At 52.5% G+C, this 24,338-nt stretch carries 20 protein-coding genes and 1 tRNA gene; 12 read left to right on the top strand and 9 right to left on the bottom strand.

Annotation, left to right across the window (positions count from 1 at the left end; all coding sequences use genetic code 11):
• Positions 1 to 11: 11 nt before the first annotated feature.
• Positions 12 to 1,406 (bottom strand): Gfo/Idh/MocA family oxidoreductase, encoded by a 1,395-nt coding sequence (locus tag P1X16_RS09275; RefSeq protein WP_277227825.1) that lies wholly within the window; start codon positions 1,404 to 1,406, stop codon positions 12 to 14.
• A 34-nt stretch (positions 1,407 to 1,440) separates the two neighbouring features.
• Positions 1,441 to 2,688 carry a PmoA family protein gene (locus tag P1X16_RS09270; RefSeq protein WP_277227824.1) on the bottom strand — a complete coding sequence of 416 codons (1,248 nt, stop codon included), beginning with the start codon at positions 2,686 to 2,688 and terminating at the stop codon, positions 1,441 to 1,443.
• 400 nt (positions 2,689 to 3,088) lie between these two features.
• Here P1X16_RS09270 and P1X16_RS09265 point away from each other — a divergent pair, with 400 nt between their 5' ends.
• The 5 genes from P1X16_RS09265 to P1X16_RS09245 all read left to right on the top strand — a co-directional run bounded on the left by P1X16_RS09265 (position 3,089) and on the right by P1X16_RS09245 (position 9,878).
• The gene (locus tag P1X16_RS09265) at positions 3,089 to 3,538 is read left to right on the top strand and encodes a hypothetical protein (protein ID WP_277227822.1); all 450 of its coding nucleotides are present in this window, start codon (positions 3,089 to 3,091) and stop codon (positions 3,536 to 3,538) included.
• 929 nt (positions 3,539 to 4,467) lie between these two features.
• A complete protein-coding gene (locus P1X16_RS09260) occupies positions 4,468 to 7,848 on the top strand; it encodes a malectin domain-containing carbohydrate-binding protein (RefSeq protein WP_277227820.1) in 3,381 nt (1,126 codons plus the stop codon).
• A gap of 170 nt (positions 7,849 to 8,018) precedes the next feature.
• Positions 8,019 to 8,660, top strand: a complete 642-nt coding sequence (locus tag P1X16_RS09255; protein WP_277227817.1) for a TetR/AcrR family transcriptional regulator — start codon at positions 8,019 to 8,021, stop codon at positions 8,658 to 8,660.
• Between the two features lie 191 nt (positions 8,661 to 8,851).
• On the top strand, positions 8,852 to 9,283 hold the full coding sequence (locus P1X16_RS09250; protein ID WP_277227814.1) for a hypothetical protein: 432 nt from the start codon (positions 8,852 to 8,854) through the stop codon (positions 9,281 to 9,283).
• Positions 9,284 to 9,332: 49 nt separating this feature from the next.
• Complete coding sequence (locus P1X16_RS09245; protein WP_277227811.1) at positions 9,333 to 9,878, top strand: lipocalin family protein; 546 nt, start codon at positions 9,333 to 9,335, stop codon at positions 9,876 to 9,878.
• 142 nt (positions 9,879 to 10,020) lie between these two features.
• Here P1X16_RS09245 and P1X16_RS09240 read toward each other — a convergent pair whose 3' ends face one another.
• The 4 genes from P1X16_RS09240 to P1X16_RS09225 all read right to left on the bottom strand — a co-directional run bounded on the left by P1X16_RS09240 (position 10,021) and on the right by P1X16_RS09225 (position 12,339).
• Positions 10,021 to 10,371, bottom strand: a complete 351-nt coding sequence (locus P1X16_RS09240) for a hypothetical protein (RefSeq protein ID WP_277227808.1) — start codon at positions 10,369 to 10,371, stop codon at positions 10,021 to 10,023.
• A 701-nt stretch (positions 10,372 to 11,072) separates the two neighbouring features.
• Positions 11,073 to 11,145 (bottom strand) — tRNA-Thr (locus tag P1X16_RS09235).
• A 188-nt stretch (positions 11,146 to 11,333) separates the two neighbouring features.
• A complete protein-coding gene (locus tag P1X16_RS09230) occupies positions 11,334 to 11,750 on the bottom strand; it encodes a hypothetical protein (protein ID WP_277227806.1) in 417 nt (138 codons plus the stop codon).
• A gap of 64 nt (positions 11,751 to 11,814) precedes the next feature.
• Positions 11,815 to 12,339 (bottom strand): hypothetical protein, encoded by a 525-nt coding sequence (locus tag P1X16_RS09225; RefSeq protein WP_277227803.1) that lies wholly within the window; start codon positions 12,337 to 12,339, stop codon positions 11,815 to 11,817.
• A gap of 549 nt (positions 12,340 to 12,888) precedes the next feature.
• Here P1X16_RS09225 and P1X16_RS09220 point away from each other — a divergent pair.
• Positions 12,889 to 13,161, top strand: a complete 273-nt coding sequence (locus tag P1X16_RS09220; RefSeq protein ID WP_277227800.1) for a hypothetical protein — start codon at positions 12,889 to 12,891, stop codon at positions 13,159 to 13,161.
• A 116-nt stretch (positions 13,162 to 13,277) separates the two neighbouring features.
• Here the strand turns inward: P1X16_RS09220 and P1X16_RS09215 are convergent, their stop codons facing one another.
• Entirely contained in the window at positions 13,278 to 13,793 is a 516-nt protein-coding gene (locus tag P1X16_RS09215) for a hypothetical protein (protein WP_277227798.1), read from the bottom strand.
• 100 nt (positions 13,794 to 13,893) lie between these two features.
• On the opposite strand from P1X16_RS09215, the gene P1X16_RS09210 reads away from it, so the two are divergent.
• Complete coding sequence (locus P1X16_RS09210; protein ID WP_277227795.1) at positions 13,894 to 14,457, top strand: RNA 2'-phosphotransferase; 564 nt, start codon at positions 13,894 to 13,896, stop codon at positions 14,455 to 14,457.
• Between the two features lie 84 nt (positions 14,458 to 14,541).
• Positions 14,542 to 15,219: an HD domain-containing protein gene (locus tag P1X16_RS09205; RefSeq protein WP_277227791.1), complete on the top strand. Its 678-nt coding sequence runs from the start codon at positions 14,542 to 14,544 to the stop codon at positions 15,217 to 15,219.
• A 60-nt stretch (positions 15,220 to 15,279) separates the two neighbouring features.
• Here P1X16_RS09205 and P1X16_RS09200 read toward each other — a convergent pair whose 3' ends face one another.
• A complete protein-coding gene (locus tag P1X16_RS09200; RefSeq protein WP_277227789.1) occupies positions 15,280 to 16,875 on the bottom strand; it encodes an OmpA family protein in 1,596 nt (531 codons plus the stop codon).
• 325 nt (positions 16,876 to 17,200) lie between these two features.
• On the opposite strand from P1X16_RS09200, the gene P1X16_RS09195 reads away from it, so the two are divergent.
• The 4 genes from P1X16_RS09195 (at position 17,201) to P1X16_RS09180 (ending at position 23,554) form a co-directional block, all read left to right on the top strand.
• Positions 17,201 to 17,443 carry a hypothetical protein gene (locus P1X16_RS09195; RefSeq protein WP_277227786.1) on the top strand — a complete coding sequence of 81 codons (243 nt, stop codon included), beginning with the start codon at positions 17,201 to 17,203 and terminating at the stop codon, positions 17,441 to 17,443.
• 147 nt (positions 17,444 to 17,590) lie between these two features.
• Positions 17,591 to 20,185: a DNA gyrase subunit A gene (gene gyrA / locus P1X16_RS09190; RefSeq protein WP_277227783.1), complete on the top strand. Its 2,595-nt coding sequence runs from the start codon at positions 17,591 to 17,593 to the stop codon at positions 20,183 to 20,185.
• A gap of 171 nt (positions 20,186 to 20,356) precedes the next feature.
• The gene (locus tag P1X16_RS09185; RefSeq protein WP_277227780.1) at positions 20,357 to 21,499 is read left to right on the top strand and encodes a tetratricopeptide repeat protein; all 1,143 of its coding nucleotides are present in this window, start codon (positions 20,357 to 20,359) and stop codon (positions 21,497 to 21,499) included.
• Positions 21,500 to 22,810: 1,311 nt separating this feature from the next.
• Positions 22,811 to 23,554, top strand: coding sequence for a hypothetical protein (locus P1X16_RS09180; protein ID WP_277227777.1), 744 nt, complete (start codon positions 22,811 to 22,813; stop codon positions 23,552 to 23,554).
• 71 nt (positions 23,555 to 23,625) lie between these two features.
• Here the strand turns inward: P1X16_RS09180 and hisIE are convergent, their stop codons facing one another.
• Entirely contained in the window at positions 23,626 to 24,324 is a 699-nt protein-coding gene (gene hisIE, locus P1X16_RS09175; protein ID WP_277227775.1) for a bifunctional phosphoribosyl-AMP cyclohydrolase/phosphoribosyl-ATP diphosphatase HisIE, read from the bottom strand.
• Positions 24,325 to 24,338: the final 14 nt, after the last annotated feature.

Below are 24,338 nucleotides of genomic sequence, written 5' to 3'. Positions count from 1 at the left end.
GTTAAACTACATTAGCCGGGCAGCGTGTAGGGTTTGCGCTGGGGCCGGGAAAGCAGGCGGTTCGCCTCGGCATCGTTCACAAACTGCTCCTTGGCGGAGTCCCAGTACACTTTCCGATTCAATTTCATCACAATATGATGAATTAAACAGGTAGAGCAGGAGCGGTGGCCCACTTCAACGGGCGCAATGGGTTGCTTGCGCGACTTGATGCACTCCAGCCAGTTGCCGTGGTGCTCTTTGCTTTCGTAGAGGTGGATTTCGTTGGGCCCGATTACCGATTGGATGATCTTGGGGTCGCTGGCGTCTAGTGCTTTGGCGGCTTGCAAGCTAACCGGGTCACTGGAGGTAGCCTTGGCATCGCCGCGCGACACGAAGATCCAGCCCTCGGTGCCCTCAAACTTGATACCGTTGGGCAAACTGTCGCTGATAATCATGTGCACCCCGTTGGCGTAGCGCCCCTCCGTCTTGAACGGGCCGTGCACGTCCCACAAGCCTTTTTTAGGAAATTCGGCACTGCCCCATACTTCCACCGGGCCCGTGTGCTCGGTGTTCATGGCCCAGTGGGCGCAATCGACGTGGTGCGAGCCCCAACCCGTAATCATGCCCGCCCCAAACTGCTCGCAGCGCAACCAGCCGGGCCGGTCGTAGCCCTGCTGGGGGTGCACGCGTTTTTCGGTGTAATACACTTCGGGCGTCGAGCCCAGCCACCGGTCGTAGTTTAAGTTGGTAGGCACCGGCATGGCCACCTCTTCTTCGCCCGACGGGTCGCCCGGCAACCCAATAGACACGGTTTTTAAGGTGCCAATGCGGCCGTTGCGCACCAGTTCGGCCGCGTAGCGAAACTGGGTGGAACTCCGTTGCTGGCTGCCAATCTGGAAAATGCGCCCCGTGCTTTTCACCGCGTCGCTCAGGGCCCTGCCTTCGGCAATGGTCAAGGACGTGGGCTTTTGGCAGTACACATCCTTGCCGGCCCTTACGGCTGCCATCCCAATCAGCGCGTGCCAGTGGTCGGGCGTGCTAATCAAGACCCCGTCGATGTCTTTGTTTTGGAGTAGCGCCTGGTAGTCGTGGTACACCTTCACACCGTCGAAGGGCTTGCCGTTTTTCTTGGTGTAGTACTCGTTGACCAGCTGTTTCCCCTCTTCGGCACGCCGGGTGTCCACGTCGCAAACGGCCATGATCTGGGCTTGGTCGTACTGCCACACACCGGGCATATCGTGAATGCGGGAGATGCGCCCCGTGCCTATGGCCCCGATGTTGATGCGGTTGCTGGGCGCGTTTTTGCCGAAAACGCTGGCCGGCACAATGGTTGGGAAACCGCCGAACACCAAGGTGGCCGCCGCTACTTTGGTTGACGTTTCCAGAAAGCTTCTTCTACAAACGCCGGAGTTTTTTTCTTCACTCATGGGAAGGATTTTTTACACAGATCAGAAGAAAGTATCACTTGCGCTGCACCGTAACCTTGGGTTCGGCGCTGAAGGCCTGCCAACCACTCTCCGCTTTTTCTTTCGTGAAATGCCCGTTGTACACGATCAGGCGGTATTTGAGCGTATAGGTCTGACCAGGATCAAGCTGCCAGTTCTTGTTCTTGGTGGGCGAAAAATTGGCAAACATGTCGCCGCGGCCATTCTGCGTTTCGGGCCAGATGCGTAGCGGCTCGGGGTGGTTGTAGTTGGTTGGAAACGACATCATCACCACGCCGGCGTAGTCGTTGTCGATCTGGCCCTGCACGATGCACCAGCGCGCCGTAGAGCCGTCGGCCTCCTTGCGGGTTTTGCCTTCCGAGGTCAGCACCTCGCTGTTATCCTTGTTCCATTTTTCGGTGGTGCGCCAGCCAAACCCACCGTACCGGTACGCCAGCAGCAGTACTGGGCTGGCGCTGGCGCAATTCATGTTGATGGTGACGTCGGCTATGTAGTAGTCTTTTCCCTGGGGCTGATATACTCGTACCGCTTGCAGCTCGTTCAAAGCCACTTTTTCCTTGCCTCCTTTTTTGAATGCTATGTGCTCCTGCAGCACCTGGTACTCGCTGTACACGGGGCCTTCGGTGGTGGAAACTGCCTTGGCAAAGCGCACGGTGCCTTTCCGGTCCCGGATGTTCCAGAAATCAACGGTGTCTTTCTCAAACAGCACATGCGTCCACGGATTCCAGATGCCGTAGTGGTGGTAGTGGTCGGGCGCTTGAATCCGGGTTAGCTCCTGGCCGTGCGGCGACCACAACGGGTGAATAAAGCCGCTCCGCTTGTAGGCCGTGTCTATGCCGGTGGGCGGGTATACCGTTTTGTAGTTGTAGCGCAGCAGGTTGGTGCCTTTGCTTGTGAGGGTGAAGGAGCCTTGCCCATCTTGTACGCGCATCGGTACACTAGTCTTGTTGGCTTTGCCTTTCACCAGTTCATAGGCGCGCTTGCTGGTTTTGCTAGCGGCCGGGTCGAGTATCCAATGGAGGGTGCGCTCCGATCCGTGCTCGATCTGGAAGGGTACGCTGGTGCGCTTGGTGCCTTGCACTTCTACCAGCGTCAGCACAGAATCGGGGAGAAATGTAAGGGCGTCCAGGCTGGTTTTGATGGGCGTCTCTAAGCTGCTAGTAGTAGGAGGGACCACCACTTGTAGAGTGGCAATCGTTTGCGCATAGCCCTTCGTGCTTCCTACAGCAGCCAGCAAAAGCAGCCAGCAAGTGAACCGGTTCATGTCGTTGTGCCTAACGGTGCAAGCCTATCCATTCCGATGGAGCTTGGTAAAGCAAGGCTCTCTTTTCGCTGGAAGGCAATTCCAAGTAAGGAAATACTTTGGGCTAACGGATGACCCAAGACGACGAATACATGAATGAAAGTATCACAATCGTTACCGGATAGGTTTACGGTTGGCCACGACATTTCACTTTAGCAACCACGAACCCAAAATTAGATTTGTAATAGTTGGTTCTTAGGATCTTGCTATCAGCAGCTGCGCTGTCTTGCCAGCTTGCGGAAATCTAGGGCACACCTGCTGTAAAAGACTTGCTGTGAGCCTTTCTGCTGCACATGCAACTTTCTGCTACGCCAATTGCTCTTCCGGTTGTATTCTAGCTCTTGTCGTCTCTCATCTTCCCATGAAAAAGCTTCTATTCTCTGCCGCAATAGCCTTATTTGCCTTCACCACCGAATCGTGCACCAAAGAAACAGCAGAGCCAACTGACTCTGGGCTAGTAGGCGAATGGGAATGGGAGCAAACCAGCGGTGGGCTTGCGGGTGGGAAAAGCACGCCAGCCTCCACGGGCGTGCGCACCACCTTGGTCTTCAAGCAAGACAATACGTTTGAGCGATACCAGACGCAGCAAGGCCAGACTTCACTCGTCGAGACTACCACTTATTCGCTTGGCACCTTGCGTAGCATTCATAGTGGTCAGTCGGAGCCGGCCGTCACCATCAACTACCATTCGAGCGGGGCAACTACTGTGCAGCCGAAGACCCTTATCTATCAGGTCGACGAAGACGGCAAGCACCTGCACCTGAGCGACAATTACTACGATGGGTTCGGCTCCTCTTACCAACGAAAATAAAGGGTGCTATTGATTGGTTAGGCAAGAGTCTAGAGCAATACGGATTTACTGGGCTAATGAGCTGCCAAAGGCACTACAAAATCAGTGTTCTGTGCCTGCCGTTACTGTCCAGGTGCTGCCCCTAAACTCCTGCTTTCTGTCTTCACCTGCACCCTCGCCGAGCTAGTGATTAGGTTGCAACTTGGGTTAAGTTGGTATAACTACCGTTGCCACTAGCCAACTAGTTTACCCACAGCAATCTGCAATACTTACAGAGCAGCTTAATCGGCTTGTGCTACCTAGTATAGTATACTACCTAATTACGGCAAGAGGGGCTGGTTTATAGATGCATTTTACCGAGTGGCCTTATAAAAATAATTATATTTGATACAATTTAGTAAGTTGCATCCGTTCTATTTTTTGATAACTTTTTTATAAGCACCCTAAGCGGATTTTTTATGCAAAAACTAATTACAATCATCATATCTATTTAATACTTTACTAGAATAATTTAAACCATTTATTGTTAGATTATATTCCAAGCTCATTGCTATAAATTTTTGTTTTAACGAAACAGGTAGCCATTGTGCTCGTATAGCAAGCCTGCGCGTCGAGTTCGTTCTTGTTGTAATCCAGTTTAAGCGTCTCTTACCATGCTAGTGTGATAAGGCGGTTTATTTGGGAAAATCGAATAAGCGTCTACTAGCAAGTCGTAACCGGCGGCCTGCCTAACCGGCTTCTACTACCTACAAGGTCATACTTGTAGCCAAATCCCATCCTTCTTGAAATCGCTAAAAAGCGGACCCTTGTCTTAGCACCTTAATGGATGCTAGGTAAGGGCCCGCTTGTGCTTGTTGCTCTTTGCTTGTACTAGCAGGTAGCTCGAAGCCCTATGCCTGCTAAGTGAAAAAATATTGCCCAATACCTAGTACCCACTCTTTTCTCTCCGCATGAAACACAAACTTTTACTTGTACTCCTTTTATTTACTCTGACTTTAAAGCAAAAAGCACTTGCCCAGTCCCCGCCCCCCGGATTCACTTCCGTAACGGTTTCATCGGGTTGGGATGAGGCTGTGGGCCTCACATTCAACAAGGCCGGCAGCCACTTATTCGTTTGGGAAAGGCCCGGTAGAGTATGGACCTTGCAGAACGGCCAGAAAAGCTTGCTGCTCGACCTCAGCGAGGAAGTGGGCGCGTGGCGTGATTTCGGATTGCTTGGCTTTGCCTTGCATCCCGATTTCGACACCAACGGATATTTCTACCTGTTTTATACCGTTGACCGCCATCATCTGCTCTACTACGGTACGCCCAACTACAACCCTACGGCCAACGAATATTTCAACGCCACTATCAACCGGCTAACGCGTTACCAGGCCACAAAGACGGCAACCGGCTATAGCGTGGATCCCGCCAGCCGTACCATCTTGCTTGGCGCTACTCCGCAAACAGGCGTGCCGGTGACACATTTGAGCCACGGCCCTGGCAGCTTAGTGTTCGGCACTGATAATTCCCTGCTGGTTTCAGTCGGCGACGGGGCCAGTTACGACCGCGAAGACGTTGGTAGCTCTAGTGGTTCGTACTACGTCCAGGCCTTGGCCGACGGCATTATTACGCCGGAACAGAACGTGGGCGCCCTCCGAGCACAGCAGGTGCAAAGCTACAACGGCAAGGTTCTGCGCTTAAACCCTATGACCGGTGAAGGTGTAGCCAATAACCCGTTCTACCAAGCGTCGGCCCCAGGCTCGGTGCAATCCAAGGTGTGGGCGTTGGGGCTGCGAAATCCGTTTCGAATGACACTCAAACCCGGCTCAGGAAACGCCACAGAGCCCGGTGTGCTTTACATTGGGGATGTAGGCTTTGATACCTGGGAAGAAATTAATGCGGCCGTCCGGCCGGGCATGAACTTCGGCTGGCCCTTATTTGAAGGACTAACCCCTAATCCGGGCTACTGGAACAAAAAAACAGCTAATCCTTATGCGCCAACCGGTGCAGATGGCTGCGCCCAAGCGTTCTATAACTTTCAGGATTTAATCACGCAGGATACGCCTAGCGGAACAGCATCGTTTACGAACCCTTGTACTGGGCAAGCCACCGCCACTGCTATACCCACATTTGTGCATAGTCGCCCTTTATTCGACTGGAATCACGTGGGTAATGGTCCTTCCCGAACGGGCATATTCGAGGGGGGAGTAGCTAGTGAAATCAACATTGGGGCGCCGGGTTCGCCCATTTCAGGGCCTCAGTTTGGGGGAAGCTCCGCCATGGGGGGCGTCTTTTACCCGCATACCGACTTCCCCCCGGAATACCGCAACACCTGCTTTTTTGGAGACTATCCTGGGGGCTGGATTCGCAGTCTGAGCGTGGATAATGCCGATAAGCCGGTGGCCGTGCGCAATTTCATCGACAAAGGAGCCATTGTTGTGGCCATGGCCACGCATCCAACTCAGGGCGGCCTCTACTACGTGAATTTTTATCCGTCCGAAATCAGGAAGGTGTCTTACAATGCTTCGGGTGGGGGCACGGCTCCGGTCGCGGTAGCCAGCGCTGATAAGACCAGCGGCGCGAGCCCCTTGACGGTACAGTTCGTCGGGAGTGATTCGCACGACGCCGACGGGCATAGCATAACTTACTTATGGGATTTTGGCGACGGTACCACCAGCACGGCGGTCAATCCTACCCATGCTTTCCCGGCCGGAGCCCCCACCAACTACAAGGTCACACTGACCGTCAGCGACGATGTCAACACCGGGCAAACTTCGCTTGCCATATCTGCCAACAATACGCCTCCGCAAGTTAATATCCTTAGTCCAGCAGCCGGCACTAAGTATCCGCTCACTGGGCAGACCACCTATACTCTGGAGGCCGCCGTCACCGACCAAGAACACAGCAGTGGTCAGCTCTCGTATCAGTGGCAGACCGTTCTGCACCACGATGACCATCAGCATCCCGAGCCGATCAGTACGTCGCCCCGCGCGACGACCACCATTTCGCCCTTGGGCTGTGGTACCGAAGTATACTACTACACCGTTAGCCTCACAGTAACGGATGCTGGTGGGTTGTCAACTACCCAGGAAGTTACGCTGTATCCTGACTGTCCGGCGGCCACGTACTTGGTAAACGCGGGGGGCAATGCCCTAACCACCGCCCGTGGCTCTTTTGCAGCTGATCAGTACTACAGTCATGACAGCTACAACTACTCAGCCGCTGTGCCAATTGCGGGCACGACGGATGCAAGCCTCTACCAATCCGAGCGCTACAGCACCAACGGACAGTTGCGCTATGCCCTGCCGCTCAGCAACGGACAATACTCGGTGGTGCTGCACTTCGCCGAAATCTTCTGGGAGCAGGTGGGGCAGCGCGTGTTTGACGTGAGCTTAGAAGGCCTGAAGGTGCTCGATAACTACGATATTGTGCGCAAGGTGGGGCCGCGCACGGCGACGAGCGAAACCTTTCTAGTCACCGTCACGGATGGTGTGCTCAACCTAGACCTGAGTGCGCTAACCGAGGACGGCGGTGTCGACCAGGCTAAAATCTCCGCTATCGAAGTCGTGCCTGCTCCCGCTTTCCGTCTGAATGCCGGTGGGAGTACCTTGGCTACTGCGCTAGGGATTTTTGCAGCTGATCAGTACTACGGCCACGACAGTTACAACTACTCAGCCGCTGTGCCAATTGCGGGCACGACGGACGCGAGCCTCTACCAATCCGAGCGCTACAGCACCAACGGACAGTTGCGCTATGCCCTGCCGCTCAGCAACGGACAATACTCGGTGGTGCTGCACTTCGCCGAAATCTTCTGGGAGCAGGTGGGGCAGCGCGTGTTTGACGTGAGCTTAGAAGGCCTGAAGGTGCTCGATAACTACGATATTGTGCGCAAGGTGGGGCCGCGCACGGCGACGAGCGAAACCTTTCTAGTCACCGTCACGGATGGTGTGCTCAACCTAGACCTGAGTGCGCTAGCCGAGGACGGCGGTGTCGACCAGGCTAAACTATCGGCTTTGGAAATCATACCGAACACGGGTAACCGTGCAAGTGCCAGCAAGCAGGCTTTAGCGGCAAAGTCCGGTCTGAGCTCTGTTCGAGAGTTAAGCGTATACCCGAATCCTACGGTTGGGCACTTCACGTTGCGTTGCGCCGCCGATCGTGCGCAGACAGCTACACTGCTCTTAACCGACCGGCTCGGTCGGGTGGTGCAGCAACGACTCGTCTCGCTGCATACTGGTTTGAATCTGGTGCCCGTTGAAGCGCAGAATGTAAGCCAAGGGCTTTATCAGCTCAGCCTGCAACTCTCGGATGGCAAACGCCTTAATCAAAAGGTAATGATTCAGCCTTAACGGTTGCCACACCCAAAAGCAGTACCCCCTGGTGGACCACTATGGAGGCATAAATTAGGCACTATTGATTCATATAACTAATACAACAGCCGGGATGGGCCAAACAAGTATTTAAAGCACTTGTTTAGCCTGTCCCATCTGTCTACTTTTAAGTTGCAATACCACATTACATGAAAGAGCCAGCTGCCTCCGCTCAGTCAACGGAAGAACGTATTCGTCAAGCGGCTCGTCGGCTGTTCCTGGAGAAAGGCTACGACGGCACCACCTCGCGGGACCTGGCGGAGGCTTCCGGGCTGAATGTGTCAATGACCAATTATTACTTCCGGAGCAAGGAGAAGCTGTTTCAACTCACTTTTCAGGATTTGCATCGGATTCAGTTTGCCAAGCTCAACAGCCTGGTTAACCAAGACCTGCCCCTACGCGAAAAGATCCTGCAGCTGATTGAGGCCGAATACGAGTTGGTGGTGGAGAACCCGGATCTGCCGTTGTTCATCATGCACGAAATGCGCCGCCATCCCGACTTGTTCGTCGAGCAGACACCTGTGTCCTCTCCTTATCCGTCGCTCCAAGAGTCGGTGTTTGCCCGTCAAGTAGCAGAGGCCGTGGCCAGCAAAGAAATTAAGCCTGTAAGTGCGCTACAAATCATCATGATGATAGTGAGCAATGTGCATTATCCATTCGTAGGTAAGGCGGCCATCACCCATGCCTTGCGCATGACAAACGCGGAATTGATGGACGTGGTCAGCCAGCATCAGCAGGTGGTAAAAGACATGATTATCGGGTACCTATTTGGGGCAGAGCAGAAAATATGAGTTCTAATTTTGGTCTATATTCAAACAAATGTTTGAAATTGTTGTATGATCTTAAACTTCTGTAACGAAGAGCTTTAATTTTCCTAGCACCTGCCGTTGAGCTTATCATTTGGTTTATGCACATCGCACGCACTACTTCCAATCCCGGCTTAGATCGGCCGCCATGTGTTTCGATAGAAAACCCTATTTCTTTGCAAAAAGAACATACGGCGCCAACACAGAACTATTCGCCGTGGAGCGGCTGCGTTTCAAGCAACGTATTTCGGATAGTAGCCAGCGTTGCCGAACCCAGCGCAGCCAAGGCCACTCCGTTGGCTAACCGGCGGTGGACAACTGCTATACTTGACGCGGTAGGGAGGGAGTTATCAGAAATTGCTGCCTGGCTGGACTTATTACTGCACCCGGTAGCGTCTTTGCGCGAATTGTTGAGTGAGCCCCGTCCTCTAACAATTCAACCCCTTGAGAGTATTCCCATCCTAGCGTCGTCCCTACTCGATGACCACGCCCGCTGCTTGGCTATACTGAGCGCGGACGTAACCCAGCCCCTTTCAGATACACAGCGTGCCGAGTTGCGGGCCAATCATGAGCGTATGGCATGGGTGCTGCGCACTTACTTCGCTTGAAGTATTTGAAGGAGAATATTGCGCAGCTTTAGCAAATGAAACAAGCTGATTGTTACCTTTCGGCATCAGTTACTTTGTTGCCAGAACAGGTATGCAACCAGCAAAAAGCGAGCAGCAGATTCAGAAACGTAGGCCTAAGCGCCTGAGATTAAACGGCAGCCTCTTAGCAATTTGCGTTTTCTTAGTTGCATGTAGTGAACACAAAGAATTAAAACCGGCCAACAATCCGCTCGTTGGTACCTGGCAGCTAGTAAGAGCCACGACAATTGCAAAGGGAGATACAGCAGTTGTTGATCAGACGCGTAAGCAGTCGTTTATCAAGATTATCAACGATACGCATTTTGCCTTTTTGCAGCACGACCTGCAAAAAGGTAAGGATTCAGCTGTATTCGTGGCGGGCGGCGGTCGGTATTCCTTGCGCAACGATAAGTATACCGAACAACTAGACTATTGCAGTGCCCGTGAGTGGGAAGGAAATTCGTTTTCTTTTACTGTAACCATCAAGGGTGACACGCTCATCCAGCAAGGCCAAGAGCAAGTTGAGCAGGCCGGAGTGAACCGCATTATCATTGAGAAGTACGTTCGAGTAAAATAAATAATAGCTAGCCCGAAGTCTCTTCGAACTAGCTACCTAATAGAAGGTCCAATAAACGTTTCGCATGAATATTAACGCGGCACGAAAGCACGTGTCGGCTCCATCGTACTGCGCTTTAGCCTAACCCTGTTGTCGAGGCTGCTTAGTTCTTCTGGGCTGCTCGGGAGCCTCGAGGGAAACCCGGGTCTTCGGCAGCGCGAAGAGTGGTATCTGGGACTTGCAGATACTTTGTGTCAATAAAGCCTTTAGAGCTGTGCTTGGGGAACAGTTCGCCCCCCGGCTTAGGAGCGACGGTGTAGAGGCCATTGACGGCGCCAGCTTTCAGGTCCAGAGTGTCGCCGCGCTTTGCAAACATAATTCTGGTGTCTGCAGAGGTATCGGGTTGCGCATAAATTGCAGCTTTGTCGGCTGTTACCACCACTGGGTAGCGGAACTTTTCAGCCTGACCACAAGCCGCTACGGCCAGCCCTGATAGAATTATAAGTCGTTTCATAGCCGTTAAGCTACTGGAAAGAGCGTAGTCAACCAATCTTACCGCTCAAACAAGCGTATTTACCATCCTGCCAGCAACTCAGAAAGCATTGCCCACAACTCTTTCTGCATAGTTATGTGGTTCTTCTGGTGTTAATGTTTGACCTAATAAGTACACGCTAGTAGCAAGTAACCTTGGCTATGAGGGAGCTAGCACGGTTTTGTAGCAAGGCATCTTCAGGCTGCGCGTAGGCGAGGCCGCGGCCTGTACCCATCAATAGGGTCGTTGTGCCAGCCTTTGCAGTGTAGGCCGTTGAGCAAGGTTCCATTGAAGATATATCGATAAGCTGTCCTGCTCAAGCCGGTTTCTCTTACTTCGGCAATTGGTCTTGTCCCGGCATAGTGGGCCTGGTTGCTTCCGGCGGTCCGCTTCTTTTTTGCGCTGGCTGGCCCACAAAGAAATAAAGGTGGTCAGCAGGCCCAAGAAGACCGCGCCCAAGCTGAGCCAGATGGCAAGAGAGGGAGAGTGTTTCATGCGAGACAAATTAGAGCCTGGCAGTTATTTTACCAGAAGACGAGCAATTTGATTCGCGGATCAAATTTTCTTGTGTGTCAAGCCTTTAAAAGTAACTAGTATGTAGTACAACCTAGTTTAAGCTTTGAGTTACACCAACAAAAAACGCCCTGTAAATCAAAGACTTACAGGGCGTTTGCAAATTCAAGAGCCTCCTGCCGGGATCGAACCAGCGACCTACTGATTACAAGTCAGTTGCTCTACCAGCTGAGCTAAGGAGGCGTTGAAGTGGTGCAAAACTACGCGGGCAAATGGGTTTTTCAAATCGATTTGCAAACTTTTCTAGCCGCAAACCTGAAAGTGCCTAAGGTTCAGACTTAAAAATTGTGGTCTTCAAGGCAACGTCCGAGAGGATTAGGCCTCTCAGGGTTCCAGCTTGTAGCTTTTTACTAGAACTAGACTAGCATCAGCTAGTCTAGTTGGCGTAGCCAAGCTTCCGCCTCTTCTAATTCCTGGAATAATCGATACGTCATGGATGCAGCTTTAGCCTCTAGCATAATCTGGCTAACGGATAATCGGGCAAATACATCATCAGGCAAGAGAACTGCTCCGTAGAGTGGGTGCGCTTCCTTGTCCTTACGATCAAGCCAGTACTCCATAATCCAAGAGCGCTCAGTATCATTGAAAGGTGCCATCAGACGTTGATCACCTAAAAGCTTATGCCAACCGCGTAATTGCAACAGGCGCCCAGCATGCGTAAGAAAAGCCTGCAGATGATCTAGCTGACGAGGACCGGCTTTGTACTGGACCACGGCGTACCCATCAGGGTGCTCGAGAATACGACCTACGGGATTTTCAAAGTACAGGCGTAACGATAAAGTAAGCATTTGGGGAGTATGCGGCCTTGAAAATTATACCTTGGTTTATTGGTTTAGCTGCTGATGTACCCGCTTAGGTGCCCGCTGGAAAGGGGCGTGGCGTACGTAGTGCTTGTTTCAACTCTTGTTCTTTGAGTTTCTTACAAGTTATTAAAATAAGAGCATCAGAGCTCATGGCATTTTCATCGTAGCTCATGTGTACGCGCTTGCCATTCCAAGCGTAGCGTTGCATGTAAGGGCTCCGCCGAATGCCAGGACCAGCCTGTTGCTGGAGTTCGGCCAATACAGCACGGCTATTGCTGGCACCATTGGTCTGCAGCATAACCACAGCGAGTTTGCCTTTGTAGAAGCCATAGGTAATATCAGCAATTTGGCCACTACCCAGTTGTTTAGACTCTCCGGTGCGGCGATAATAACGAGTCTGACCCGCTTTCTCGGCCAAAGCTAAGTCGCGATAAGCAGACGTATCCGTCTCGAATCGGGCGCCTCGAAATCCGTAGGTTTCGTCTAATTTTTGAATGCTGGAGGCTTGATCTTGTGCGTACAGGTTGGCGGCGGGTAGAGCAAGGAGGCAGAGCAAGGTAGAAAAAAGCTTCATAGAAGACCAATTAGGGGCATAAGTACACGGTAGTGTTAGTGTGTCCAAGATAAATTATGTAAATTCAATAAGTGCAAAAACATAAATAAAGTACAAGTAATACCACTACCTGTGCAGGTAGAAGTAGAGAAGCAAGCCAAAAATCAGCAATAGGAGTAAGGCTATGCGTTGAAGCAGGCGCCGCCATTGTCGGAGTTGACGGCGTTTAGTGCGGTTGCGTTTCATCGCGAGGGGCTAGTTGGGGAGTGACAGAAATACAGAGAATTCTAGTTGCCGTCTCCTGGTTCTCTAAAGGTGCGGTATCTATGATGCTGGAGGCCACCTATTCTAGTAATGCACGAGAAGTAAGAGAGGCTTAGCAATCCTGCAATGTAGGCGGCACCGTGCCGAGCTACCAAGTAAATTCAGTAGTTGCACCGATTGTTAATCCGTACTTCAGCCCTTGCAACATGCTTTTTAACTGTTCACATTTGAATAGTCACTAGCCTATCCGGTGCGTAAAACGCAACAAGCTTCTGAAAAAGCTCTGATTTTGACGATGCAACAGGAATGGAAATACAGTCTAATACCCAATCCCCGCTGGCGGTTAAACTAGTAAACGCCAACGCAGACCCTCTTGTGTTTGAGTTTCGTCGGGGCTACTTCCAAGACGCCCCAGCGCATGTGTGCATCAGTCGGTTGGGATGGCACGCGCTAAATCCGTCGCAGGCCATTGGCTACGTAGTGGACCGCTACTTGCTGGAACACCCCGAGGAGGAGGAGCGTGTAGGACGAGGATTGGTGGCTGGTTGCGTGCAAAAAGCCTTGGATATACCTAGTTAGTCCCCATCTAGAGCCTCGTTAGTGACAAAGTTGAAAAGAGAGAAGAGGAATTCGCGCTGGCAGCTGCTCTGGCTAGCGCAAATTCCTCTTCTCTCTTTTCAGTGTAGTACGATAAGTTACGCCTGACTTTGCTCGGAGTCAGCGTCGAGTTGAGTTTGGTTGGGGGAGGCCGTTGGATTGTGGCTGTTCATGCCGATGTTCTGAACTTCATCTGGGCGGGGCTGGCTATAATCTCCGCCGCCGTAGCCGCCGCGAAAGGCATTGGTATCGGGGTTTACTTGGCGGTCAGAGAGGTCCTCGCGGCCACCACTGGTACCAAGGCCACCGCGGGTGCCGCTTTCGTCGTAGGCGCGGTCTTCGTCGCCGTTGAAATCGGCGCGGCCTGTACCGTAGCTTTGGCCAACCGAGCCGTAGGGCTCATTGGGGCTGGCGGCACTGTGGCGTCGCTGCTGATTATAGTCCGTGCCTTGGTCTTGGAAATCTGTATCACCCTGCAGTGCGTCGTCGTGGTCGGGAGGGAGGTTCTCGCCCCCAAACTGATTGTTGCCCGTAATATTGCCTCCGTTGGGCATGCCATTAAGGTCGTCTTCCAGTGGGTCTAAGCCGTTGTTAGGTTGATTATAGGTAGCCATGTAGTGCGGAAATAAGATCTGAAAAAAGAAAACAGGTTAGCTTTCAGTACTTCAGCCACCCTGGAATAGTTATGCCGAGCTTTAACTCAACCAATAGTTTATGGATTCTGCCCGCGCTACGCGCCTTAGTAAGTTTTTGAGTCTGCATCTGCGCCATCGCCCCGAAGCGCTTCATTTGACCTTGGCGGAGGGCGGTTGGGTAGGGGTAGAGGAACTGCTAGCTGCCGCCGCTCGTCACGGTCAACCCATCAGCCGCTCCGAACTAGACGAGCTGGTGACCAATAGTGACAAACAGCGCTTTGCTTTTGATGCCGATGGAACCCGTATTCGTGCCCAACAAGGCCACAGCGTGCCCGTCGACCTCGGACTGGTACCCGTAACGCCACCAGCCATACTCTACCATGGTACGGTGCCGGCAGCCTTGCCCGCTATTCTCCGCGACGGTCTTCAAAAGATGAAGCGCCACCACGTGCACCTCTCACCCGACCAAGAAACAGCCCGGCGAGTAGGCAACCGGCGGGGCCCCGCGGTTATATTGGCCGTTGATGCAGCGCGTCTGCAGGCTGCTGGCCATGTATTCTATGTGTCTGGCAATGGGGTTTGGCTTATCGACCATGTGCCTCCGCAGTACTTACGCGAGCTGGAGCACCCTAAACGAGGATAGGAAGAACGACCGTTTTTTCGCTGCAAAGCTGTTGCTTTGCAGGGCCGCCCCACGGTGGGGTGGCCGTATTTTTCTTTGCTGCTCTTGAACGATCAAGCTCTAATTACCTGTACCGCCGATTTCGTCCGCGAAAAATTTCTGCACGAAGGATCAGGCCATGATTGGGAACACATTCGGCGGGTATGGCAGGTTGCTCGTGCCCTCGCCCGCGACACGCCACATGCCAATCCGCTCGTTACCGAGCTTGGGGCTCTGCTTCACGACGTAGCCGATTGGAAGTTTCACGATGGGGATGAAGAAGCCGGGCCACGGGCTTCGCGAGCCTGGCTGGAAAGCCAGCAAGCCGAGGAAAGCGTTATCGAGGCCGTGGAGCGTATTATCCGTGAAATCAGTTTCAAGGGTCTTGGCGTAGCAACTCCTATGAGCTCTGTGGAAGGTGAACTGGTACAGGATGCCGACCGGCTCGATGCCATTGGCGCTATCGGGGTGGCACGAGCCTTTGCCTACGGGGGACACAAAGGCCGGCCGCTGCACGATCCGGCCGTACTGCCCGTGGTACACGACTCGTTCGAGAGCTACAAGAAAAACACTGCGCCTACGGTCAATCATTTCTATGAGAAACTGCTGCACCTGCGCGAACGGCTGCATACGCCCGCTGCTCGCAAAGTAGCCGAGGAGCGCCACGCTTTTATGGAGCAGTTTTTGGCGCAATTTCTACGCGAGTGGGATGGCAAGGACGTGAATGCCGAGCAACAAGCCTAGCGAATCTAGCCCATAAAAAACGCGCTGTTCCACAGAACAGCGCGTTTTTTATGGGCTAGGTCATCCCTGTTGGCGGTTACGTTTCGAGCGAAACTTCTGGCGGACGTTGTTGATCCAACGCCCTACTTTAGTGCGCTGCCGGGGCTTTTTCTGCCGGAACTGCTGCGAAGCAGTGGAACGAGTTGATTTTGCGCCTTGGGCAGCGGCGCCGGCCGCAAGAGCTGTATTGGCTTTCAGCGGCTCTGGTAGGAGAGGGCCTGACTTGGAAATCACCTTGATGCTGAGGCGGCGATTGAGGGCGCGGCCTATTGGGGCGGTATTGGACGCAACGGCGTAGGCTTCCCCATAGCCGGTAGCTTGCAGGCGGGCTTGCGAAATCCCTTTCGCGGCAAGGGCGCGCATAGCGGTCTGCGCCCGCGCATCGCTAAGGCGCAAGTTCTTTGCCGCATCCCCGATGCTGTCGCTGTAGCCGCCAAACAGAATTTTAGCACGGGGAAAGGTTTTCAGTATGGCCGCCAGATTTGTGAGCTGCTGCTGCGACTCAGGGGTAAGCGTTGCCTCGCCCGATTTAAAATACACTCGGTCGACGTTGATCCAGCCCGTGGCCGGGTTCAGGGAGTCGGCGCGGCGGTGAGCATCGGCCAGAAAGCGGTAGAGCTGATACTCGGTCGAGTTCATGCCTACCCGTTGCGTGCTGCCATCAGCCAGCGTAATAATGAGCGGTTGTCCTGTGTTATAGATGTAGGTATCGGTAGCGGCGTCATAGTGGCCAGGGGGTGTCTGCGCGCCGAGGCTGGCTGCCGTAGGGTCAGTTTCGGTGGTGCCGTAGTTAGTTGAGGAAGAGGTGCCCGTGGTATAGGACACGGGCGTATTCGGTCCGGCCAAAGCAGACTCGTCGGCCGCGGGAAGCCATTTCAACAAGCTATAGCCAACCGCTAGAACCGGTAACAGCAAAAGAGGCCATTTCCAGAAGGGCAACTGGCTTAGATACGAACCAACCAGGGTGCGTCGCTTTGGTATAAAGATGCTGCCCCCGCCTACGCTAGCCCAGTCTCCTGCTCCCGCTTCAAATGTAGGAGCCGGCTGCCGAGAACGGGGCGGAATAGAGCGGCGAGTTGTTGGATTGGGAGTTGGCGTTACCTGCTCGGTTGGCGTTGGTTGAGACTCGGATTCGGAGAGAGGTTGTTGCTGTAGCCGAGTGCGTAAGCCCATGGCATCAAGCTTGTGCTCGGCAGCGTAACGGCCGAGGCCACCTACTACAGCGGCTACAGCTACTTCAAGTAGCAGATTGAATGATGCCGGCGGCAGGCCCACCTTGATTGACATGCGGAACGTAGTGGAATCATAGGTGTCCTTGAGTAGGTCTTGCATAAGAGCCACACCCCGGCCTCCCCAGCTGGCAATGTCGAGCTTGTTGAACTGAGCTAGTACTTGAGGTTCCTGCGCCTGCTTTGCAAGGTGCCACACTGCTTCGGCTCCCTGTGGCCGCGCCATTCGCTCGGTAAGCAAGCGAATCACCCACGGAATTACCTGGGTCAATGCCTTTTCAACGACAGAGGTGCTCTTGCCGACTATGGTGCTCAGCTGATCGATATGCTCCGGGGCCAGGTAGCCGTTAACCACTTCAACCAGCGTCGCGTCTTGCTTGATGTCCATAGCCTTCTTAATCGAGTGTCACTGTAGCTATGTAATGCATTAATTATTTACAGAACGACCCTAAAATCGTACCAGATACTAACAAGTCTCCGCGCCAGCTGAAATTGCTGCTAGGCTTACGAAGTGCTACCAAGATTGGGCAGGCTTTACTCCGGTGCCAGCAGATGACCATACTTGCCAGCCCTAGTACGCGGTAGGCTGAAGAGTGTTTATGATCTGGTGCTTTAGAGAGAATGGATAGGGTTAAAACAATCTTTTGAGCGGGTGGGTCTGCTGGATTTTGGGAAGGGGTAGCTGACTACCGGCAACTGAATATCTTTACCCCATGAAATTATTTTTACTCTTCACTCGGCGATATTGGGTGCTGCTCCTACTGGTTGTTTTTGCCTCTTGCCGTTCCTGCCCAATTGTATCCTGCCATACTCGTAAGGTGCATTTCCATGATGGCGTCAAGTATCGGGGGCAGCCCATCTTCAAAAAACAAAACCCCGCTATTGGCGAAAAAATCAAAACGTATAACCCCAAAGCAGGCAAACACAAGTCCGATAAAAGCAAGTCTATCCACTAAGTTTAAGCGCAGCAATTAGCCTACCTAAATCGGGGCGGAAGCTGGGAAAAACGGGGTTTTTTGCGTATCTTGCGGACTAAACGCAACCATCATTCACGGTGCCGAAATTGCCTTTTAAAGCAGTGGTCGGCCGACTAAGTTCTCCCTATGGCGGAAGGCGAAAAAATCATTCCGATTAACATTGAAGACGAGATGCGCGGCGCCTACATCGATTACTCGATGTCGGTTATCATCTCCCGGGCTTTGCCCGACGTGCGCGACGGTCTCAAACCCGTGCACCGCCGCGTGCTTTATGGCATGAGCGAGCTAGGCGTCTCGTACAACAAGGCCTATAAAAAGAGCGCCCGTATTGTGGGCGAAGTATTGGGTAAGTATCACCCGCACGGCGACTCGTCCGTGTATGATACCATGGTGCGCATGGCTCAGGACTGGAGCCTGCGCTATCCGCTCGTCGACGGCCAAGGCAACTTCGGCTCTGTTGATGGCGACTCCCCAGCCGCTATGCGTTACACCGAAGCCCGCCTGAAGCGGCTGGCTGACGAGATGCTGGGCGACCTGGACAAGGAAACCGTTGACTTCCAGCCCAACTTCGACGACTCGCTGGAAGAGCCTAGCGTAATGCCCTCGAAGTTTCCAAATCTGTTGGTGAACGGTACGACGGGTATTGCCGTGGGTATGGCTACCAACATGCCGCCCCACAACCTGACGGAAGTGGTGAACGGTATTGTTGCCTACCTCGACAACTCTGATGTAACGATTGCCGAGCTTATGGAGCATATCACCGCGCCGGACTTTCCGACGGGTGGTACCATCTACGGCTACGAGGGCGTAAAGCAAGCTTTCGAAACCGGCCGGGGCCGGGTAGTTGTGCGGGCAAAGGCCCACGTTGAAACGCTGGACAGCGGCAAGGAGCAGATCGTCATCACCGAAATTCCCTACATGGTGAATAAGGCGTCGATGATCGAGAAAACCGCGGCCCTAATCAACGAGAAGCGCATTGAAGGCATAGCCGACTTGCGCGACGAGTCTGACCGGGACGGTATGCGCATTGTGTACGTGCTCAAGCGCGACGCCATGCCTAACGTGGTGCTCAACCAGCTCTACCGCTACACGCAGTTGCAGTCGTCTTTCGGCGTCAACAACGTGTGCTTGGTGAAAGGGCGCCCGATGACGCTCAATCTTAAGGAGCTCATTCATTACTTCGTTGAGCACCGCGCCGACGTGGTGGTGCGTCGTACCCGCTACGATTTGGCCGAAGCCCAAAAGCGGGCCCACATTCTGGAAGGCTTGCTTATTGCGCTCGACCACTTAGACGAGGTGATTGCCCTGATTCGGGGTTCGCGCGACGGCGAAGTGGCCCGTGCGCAACTCATCGAGCGGTTCTCGTTAAGTGAGGTACAAGCTCGCGCTATTCTGGATATGCGTCTGCAGCGCCTCACTGGCCTGGAGCGCGACAAGATTGTGCAAGAGTACGACGAGCTGATGAAGCTGATCGACTACCTGAAGTCGGTACTGGCCTCGGAAGATCTGCAGCGTCAGATCATCCGCGACGAGATGATCGACATCCGGGAGCGGTACGGCGACAAGCGGCGCACCATGATCGAGTACGCCGGTGGCGACTTCAGCATGGAAGATATGATAGCCGACGAGAGCATGGTGATTACCATCTCCAACGACGGCTACATTAAGCGCACCGCGTTGGCAGAGTACCGGACGCAGGGCCGGGGAGGAGTAGGCGCTCGGGGCGCGGCTTCCAAGCAAGACGACTTCACCGAGCACTTGTTTGTGGCTACCACCCACGAATACCTGCTGTTCTTCACCGAGCTTGGCCGGGTGTTCTGGCTGAAAGTGTACGAGGTGCCAGAAGCTGGTAAAGCCGCCAAAGGCCGGCCGATTCAGAATCTGATCGAGATTCCACGCGAAGACAGTGTCCGGTCGGTACTGAACGTACGTGGCCTCCGCGACCCGGATTATCTGGAGAACACCTATCTGATGTTCTGCACCGAACAGGGTACCGTGAAGAAAACGCCGCTCGAGGCGTACTCGCGTCCCCGCACCGCCGGTATCAACGCTATTACCATCAACGAAGGCGACCGTCTGCTCGATGTGCAGTTGACCAGCGGTAAGTCGGAAGTGGTGGTAGCGTTGCGCTCGGGTCGGGCCGTACGTTTCCCCGAAGAGAAAGTGCGCTCCATGGGCCGCACGGCCGCTGGGGTACGCGGTATCACGCTCTCCGACGAAAGCGACCGGGTAGTAGGTATGGTGTGTATCGCCAATGACAGCCAGGAAGAGTTGCTGGTAGTTTCCGAAAACGGCTACGGTAAGCGCAGCCCGCTCGAGGAGTACCGCATCACCAACCGGGGCGGCAAAGGTGTTCGGGCCATGAAAATCACCGACAAAACCGGTGCCTTAGTTGCTATCAAAGCCGTTTCGGATTCCGACGACTTGATGATCATCAACCGGTCGGGTATCACGCTTCGCATGAGTGTTGCCAAGGAACTGCGTTCCATCGGCCGTGCTACGCAGGGCGTACGCTTGATTCGTTTGAGCAATGGCGACGCTATTTCATCGGTGGCTAAAGTTGCAGCCGAAGACGAGAAAGAGTTAGACGGCGAATTACTAGCTGATGGCACGACCCTTGCCATTAGCGAGAACGGAGATGTTGCAACTTCTGCGGAGGTTGTGCCTGATTCCGATGATTTAGAATCTCTCACTGATACCGACACGCTCAGCGATAACTAAGCGTTGTTTTTCTAGAACTGTGGCAGGAGCGAGGCTGACCTGAAAGTAGCGCGTCGGCGTTTCTTCTGCCACTTCTAAAAGCTACCGTACCGGCAAGCTGAACTTCGTGCCGGTTCTTGTGGTTTGTTCAGCAATTCCTTTCCACATCCACTTTCTTCACGAAAAAACCCCATGAAGAAGATTATTCTGACGCTTGTTGCTGCGGCAGCTCTCACTTCCGCTTCGGCCCAGAATTCGGCGGTTACCAATGCCATTCTAAACCAGAAGAGCGGTCTTCTCGACAAAGCCCGCACCGAAATTGACAAAGCCATTGTGAACGAGAAAACCTCGACCAAGGCTAAAACCTGGTTTACGCGCGGCGAAATCTACGACGCCATGACCACCAACCCCATCTACGGCAAGGCATTGCAGCCCGGCGAAGGTACTAAGGTGGCGTACGAATCGTATAAGAAAGCCATAGAGCTCGATGGCAAAGACGGTGAGTTCGGCAAGCAAGCCACTGCTAAGCTCGACAATCTGTATGGGTTAGCCCTGAATGCTGGTGTAGAGAACTACAATGGCAAGAAGTACGATGAAGCGTTGGCTTCTTACAAAATGGCGCAGCAAATTCGTCCGCAAGACACCACGGCCTATTTGTATGCGGCTTTTGCAGCGGAAGCAAAAGAAGACTTTGCTAGCGCAAAACAGACCTATGCTCAATTGCAGAGCATGAACTACAAGTCGCCCCAGATGTACGGGCGGATGTTGCAGATTGCGCGTCAGGAGAAAAATGAGCAGGAAGCCATGAAGGTGGTTGAGCAAGCGTTAAAAGCATATCCCAACAACAAGAGCTTCATGCTCGAGGAGTTGAATATGTACTTGAGCGCTGGCCGCGGTAAGGAAGCAATTAGCAAAATTGAAAATGCTATTGCTGCCGATCCGAAGAACTCCAACTTGTACGCAGTTCTTGGTTCTATTTACGACCAAGATAAGCAGCCTGAGAAAGCGCTGGCTGCTTACCGTAAAGCCGTAGAGGTTGACCCAAACAACTTCGACGCCAACTTTAACCTCGGCGTTTACAACTACAACAAAGCGGCTGACTTATATACCAAGGCTAGTAAAATGGACTTGGCTACGTATCAGAAGAGCGGCAAGAAGTTCGAGACCGACGGTAAAAAGTTTTTCTCGGATTCAGTACCGTATTTCGAGAAGGCTCTTGCCATCCAGCCCGATGATCGTGCAACCATCACATCCTTGGGTAAAGTATATGCCAAGCTAGGTCGCACAGCGGATGCTGAGAAAATGAACGCCAAGCTTGACGGATTGAAAAAGTAGTTTCCTCTCAAAAGGGGAGAAACATAAAACTAGCCCGAGGTTAATAAAAAAGCTTCGGGCTAGTTTTTGAAAAGTCTACTTAACATAATATAAATTATAAGACAAACGGCTAGGTGCTTTAAGCGCAGGTCAGCATGAGCTACACTACTGTTTGTTATTGCTCATAAACTGACTTAAGACCATCTTAATCATAAGTAATGAATAAAGAACTAGCTTCTGTGTCTGTAGACAAATTAGATCAGATGCACGGGAATTACTGCAAGTAGCCAAGCTTAAATCTACAAGCGCCACATCCATCCGTATTCATTTCTGCAAACGCGCAAAGGTCATAGCTACATGCTTGTCAAATTCTGGTCGAAGTGCAACCAGAATAAAATCTGCAGAATGACTTGCGTGTGAGTCACTGAAGGTGCACCAATTGCTATAGGTGTTATTGTGTAATCTCGTATGCTTGAGCAGTTGGAATAACGCGTACTATTAGATGAGCGGACTATGAATAGCAGGCAAATTAGATAAACCAGTTTGTTGAAATTGGCCGCAACGATATTTTCTACACTTAGTCTTAATAAATAAGAATGCGGTAAGGTAAACTAGAAAATCAACTCCGCTCCTATTACAACCCTATAAACGCTTCTCTCGACTTATTAGGCTGTGCTAGTTAAATAAGGGTAGTTCATTCCAATAAAACCTAAAGGTCTGACCAAGCTTAAGTTTAGAGATCTGAAGAACATATAAATTAGTCTCCCCTAGCCCGCCGCCCCGGCATTAGTTTGGTATATAATTTATTACTGTTTGGTGAGGTGAATTGGCACTATTCTATTAGAGAAAAAAAATAATAGTATGACTCATTCAAGCATAAAATAGCATAAAAAGTATAATAAAGTACAACTTTTATAGGCTATTTTATGCTTTATGCTACTTTTACATACTTTTTATTCTTATACTTGCCACTCACCTTAACCTTATCTTTTTATGCCTAAGACCATAGACTACCCCCGGACTAGCTACCAGAGTGCATGGGAGGTATCAGAGGTAGTTGATGATACTGGCGGTAAGTGCTCCCTGGAGACTTGTGCCCGTAAGCTAAATCGTAAAGTCAGTGGCTCTTTCAAAGCCATACTTGGGTCAGCAGTTAAGTTTGGTTTATTAACTAGTAAACGAGAGCTGCTCACTACGACTAATCTCTTTCGTCGGATAAAGCATGCGTATGACAAGCAGGAAGAAACGCTTTATCACCGAGAGGCCTTCCTACATCCTCCACTGTTCACTCAGATATGCCGAAAGTTTCGTAACCGAGAGCTTCCGGTACATATGTTCGACATCATGCTCATCCGCGAGTTCGGTGTAGAGGAGATTAATGCGCAGAATGTAGCCAAAGCCTTTGTAGAAGGCGCCCGCATGACCGGCATTATGGACGAGCGAAACGTTATTGCCGATATAGATCAGCTAGCGGCTCAACAAGGCCCCCGGCGTGAACTGGCCAGTGGTGAAATGCCTTTGAACTTGTTTAAAGGCTCGGATAACACGAAAACAACTGCCGATTCTACCTCTACTCCTGTTGTTAATGCCGACTCCCCGGATATAGCACAACCTGCAGATGAGGATTTAGACTCTGAATTTGATACTAACGCAAGCCCTAGTAAATCTTCCGTCAGGCCTTTTGTGCCAGGCGCCCCAATAAACAGAGCCACTGAACCGGAGACCGACGACTCAGACCCCATATCCGCGCTATTTGGCCTACACCAGTCGCCTCAAACGCCTTCGGCTAGCCCAGCACCTACCAAGTCAGCTGAGACGGCACCAGAGGTATATAATAAATCATCTTCTAATACTCTTTCGACTCCGCCGCCTAGGGCTACGCCACCTTCGCCCGTGAAACCAGCACCCACCGTGGCGGCCTCGCCACCCGTGTCGATGATCAACTCGTCGGGGGCGCCAAGCTTCATGATTCATATCAGCGGCCCGGGCCTGGATACCCAACTTCATATTCAGGATACCGATGACCTTGAAATTGTTCGGATCCTCCTAGATAAGATTCGCAAACAACTGAGTTAATTAATGTACATACATAAAATAAAAAGGCCCACCATACGGTGGGCCTTTTTATTTTCGATACTGAGTCTTGTTTATTCCTCCCGGCGCACCCCCTGCGAAATGGTGCTGTGCCGTTGCCGCAGCACGTCTACCACATTTTCTAAAGAAAGGCCGGAGGCCGTAAGCAGTACCAACAAATGGTAAAGCAGATCGGCGGCTTCCCCTTGCAGTCCGTCGCGGTTACCGGCCACGGCATCGATAACCGTTTCTACGGCCTCCTCTCCTACTTTCTGCGCCATTTTGGGGATGCCTTTCCGAAAAAGCGAAGCCGTATAGGATTTGGGGTCTTCGTCGGGAAATTGATGCCGACGCTGCACCAGCTGCTCGAGTTCCGCAACGAAACTCACTGCCGGCGCAGGATACGCCTGCTGCTCGGGCTGCTCGAAACAGCTGGTGGTACCCCGGTGGCAGGTGGGACCATCGGGGGTGGCCAAAATCAGCAGGGCGTCCTGGTCGCAATCGGGGTGGATGCTGACCACCGTGAGGAAGTGGCCGCTGGTTTCGCCCTTGGTCCAAAGACGCTGCTTGGAGCGGGAAAAGAACGTAACCCGACCCTCCTGCCGCGTTTTAGCTAAGGCTTCCTCGTTCTGATAGCCGAGCATCAATACTTGCCCGGTCTGCGCGTCTTGAACGATGACCGGCACGAGGCCGTCGGGCATTTTGGCGAAATCCATATTTCGTTTTCGTTGATTTGTTGTTCGTTTCTCAAGCTGCTCATTGGGTTGAAACAACCCGTATCTAGCAA

This window comes from Hymenobacter sp. YC55, from assembly GCF_029433095.1.
Lineage (GTDB): Bacteria > Bacteroidota > Bacteroidia > Cytophagales > Hymenobacteraceae > Hymenobacter.
The sequence above is the reverse complement of the archived record's forward strand: the minus strand, read 5'-3'. Positions and strand labels throughout refer to the sequence as shown.

Excerpts from the sequence above, each read along its gene's own strand:
- P1X16_RS09270 (WP_277227824.1), bottom strand. The coding sequence starts at position 2,688 with ATGAACCGGTTCACTTGCTGGCTGCTTTTGCTGGCTGCTGTAGGAAGC.
- P1X16_RS09275 (WP_277227825.1), bottom strand. The coding sequence starts at position 1,406 with ATGAGTGAAGAAAAAAACTCCGGCGTTTGTAGAAGAAGCTTTCTGGAA.
- gyrA (WP_277227783.1), top strand. The coding sequence starts at position 17,591 with ATGGCGGAAGGCGAAAAAATCATTCCGATTAACATTGAAGACGAGATG.
- P1X16_RS09195 (WP_277227786.1), top strand. The coding sequence starts at position 17,201 with ATGAAATTATTTTTACTCTTCACTCGGCGATATTGGGTGCTGCTCCTA.
- P1X16_RS09180 (WP_277227777.1), top strand. The coding sequence starts at position 22,811 with ATGTTCGACATCATGCTCATCCGCGAGTTCGGTGTAGAGGAGATTAAT.
- P1X16_RS09240 (WP_277227808.1), bottom strand. The coding sequence starts at position 10,371 with ATGAAACGACTTATAATTCTATCAGGGCTGGCCGTAGCGGCTTGTGGT.
- P1X16_RS09215 (WP_277227798.1), bottom strand. The coding sequence starts at position 13,793 with ATGGCTACCTATAATCAACCTAACAACGGCTTAGACCCACTGGAAGAC.
- P1X16_RS09185 (WP_277227780.1), top strand. The coding sequence starts at position 20,357 with ATGAAGAAGATTATTCTGACGCTTGTTGCTGCGGCAGCTCTCACTTCC.
- P1X16_RS09220 (WP_277227800.1), top strand. The coding sequence starts at position 12,889 with ATGGAAATACAGTCTAATACCCAATCCCCGCTGGCGGTTAAACTAGTA.
- P1X16_RS09230 (WP_277227806.1), bottom strand. The coding sequence starts at position 11,750 with ATGCTTACTTTATCGTTACGCCTGTACTTTGAAAATCCCGTAGGTCGT.
- P1X16_RS09255 (WP_277227817.1), top strand. The coding sequence starts at position 8,019 with ATGAAAGAGCCAGCTGCCTCCGCTCAGTCAACGGAAGAACGTATTCGT.
- P1X16_RS09200 (WP_277227789.1), bottom strand. The coding sequence starts at position 16,875 with ATGGACATCAAGCAAGACGCGACGCTGGTTGAAGTGGTTAACGGCTAC.
- P1X16_RS09260 (WP_277227820.1), top strand. The coding sequence starts at position 4,468 with ATGAAACACAAACTTTTACTTGTACTCCTTTTATTTACTCTGACTTTA.
- P1X16_RS09210 (WP_277227795.1), top strand. The coding sequence starts at position 13,894 with ATGGATTCTGCCCGCGCTACGCGCCTTAGTAAGTTTTTGAGTCTGCAT.
- P1X16_RS09265 (WP_277227822.1), top strand. The coding sequence starts at position 3,089 with ATGAAAAAGCTTCTATTCTCTGCCGCAATAGCCTTATTTGCCTTCACC.
- P1X16_RS09225 (WP_277227803.1), bottom strand. The coding sequence starts at position 12,339 with ATGAAGCTTTTTTCTACCTTGCTCTGCCTCCTTGCTCTACCCGCCGCC.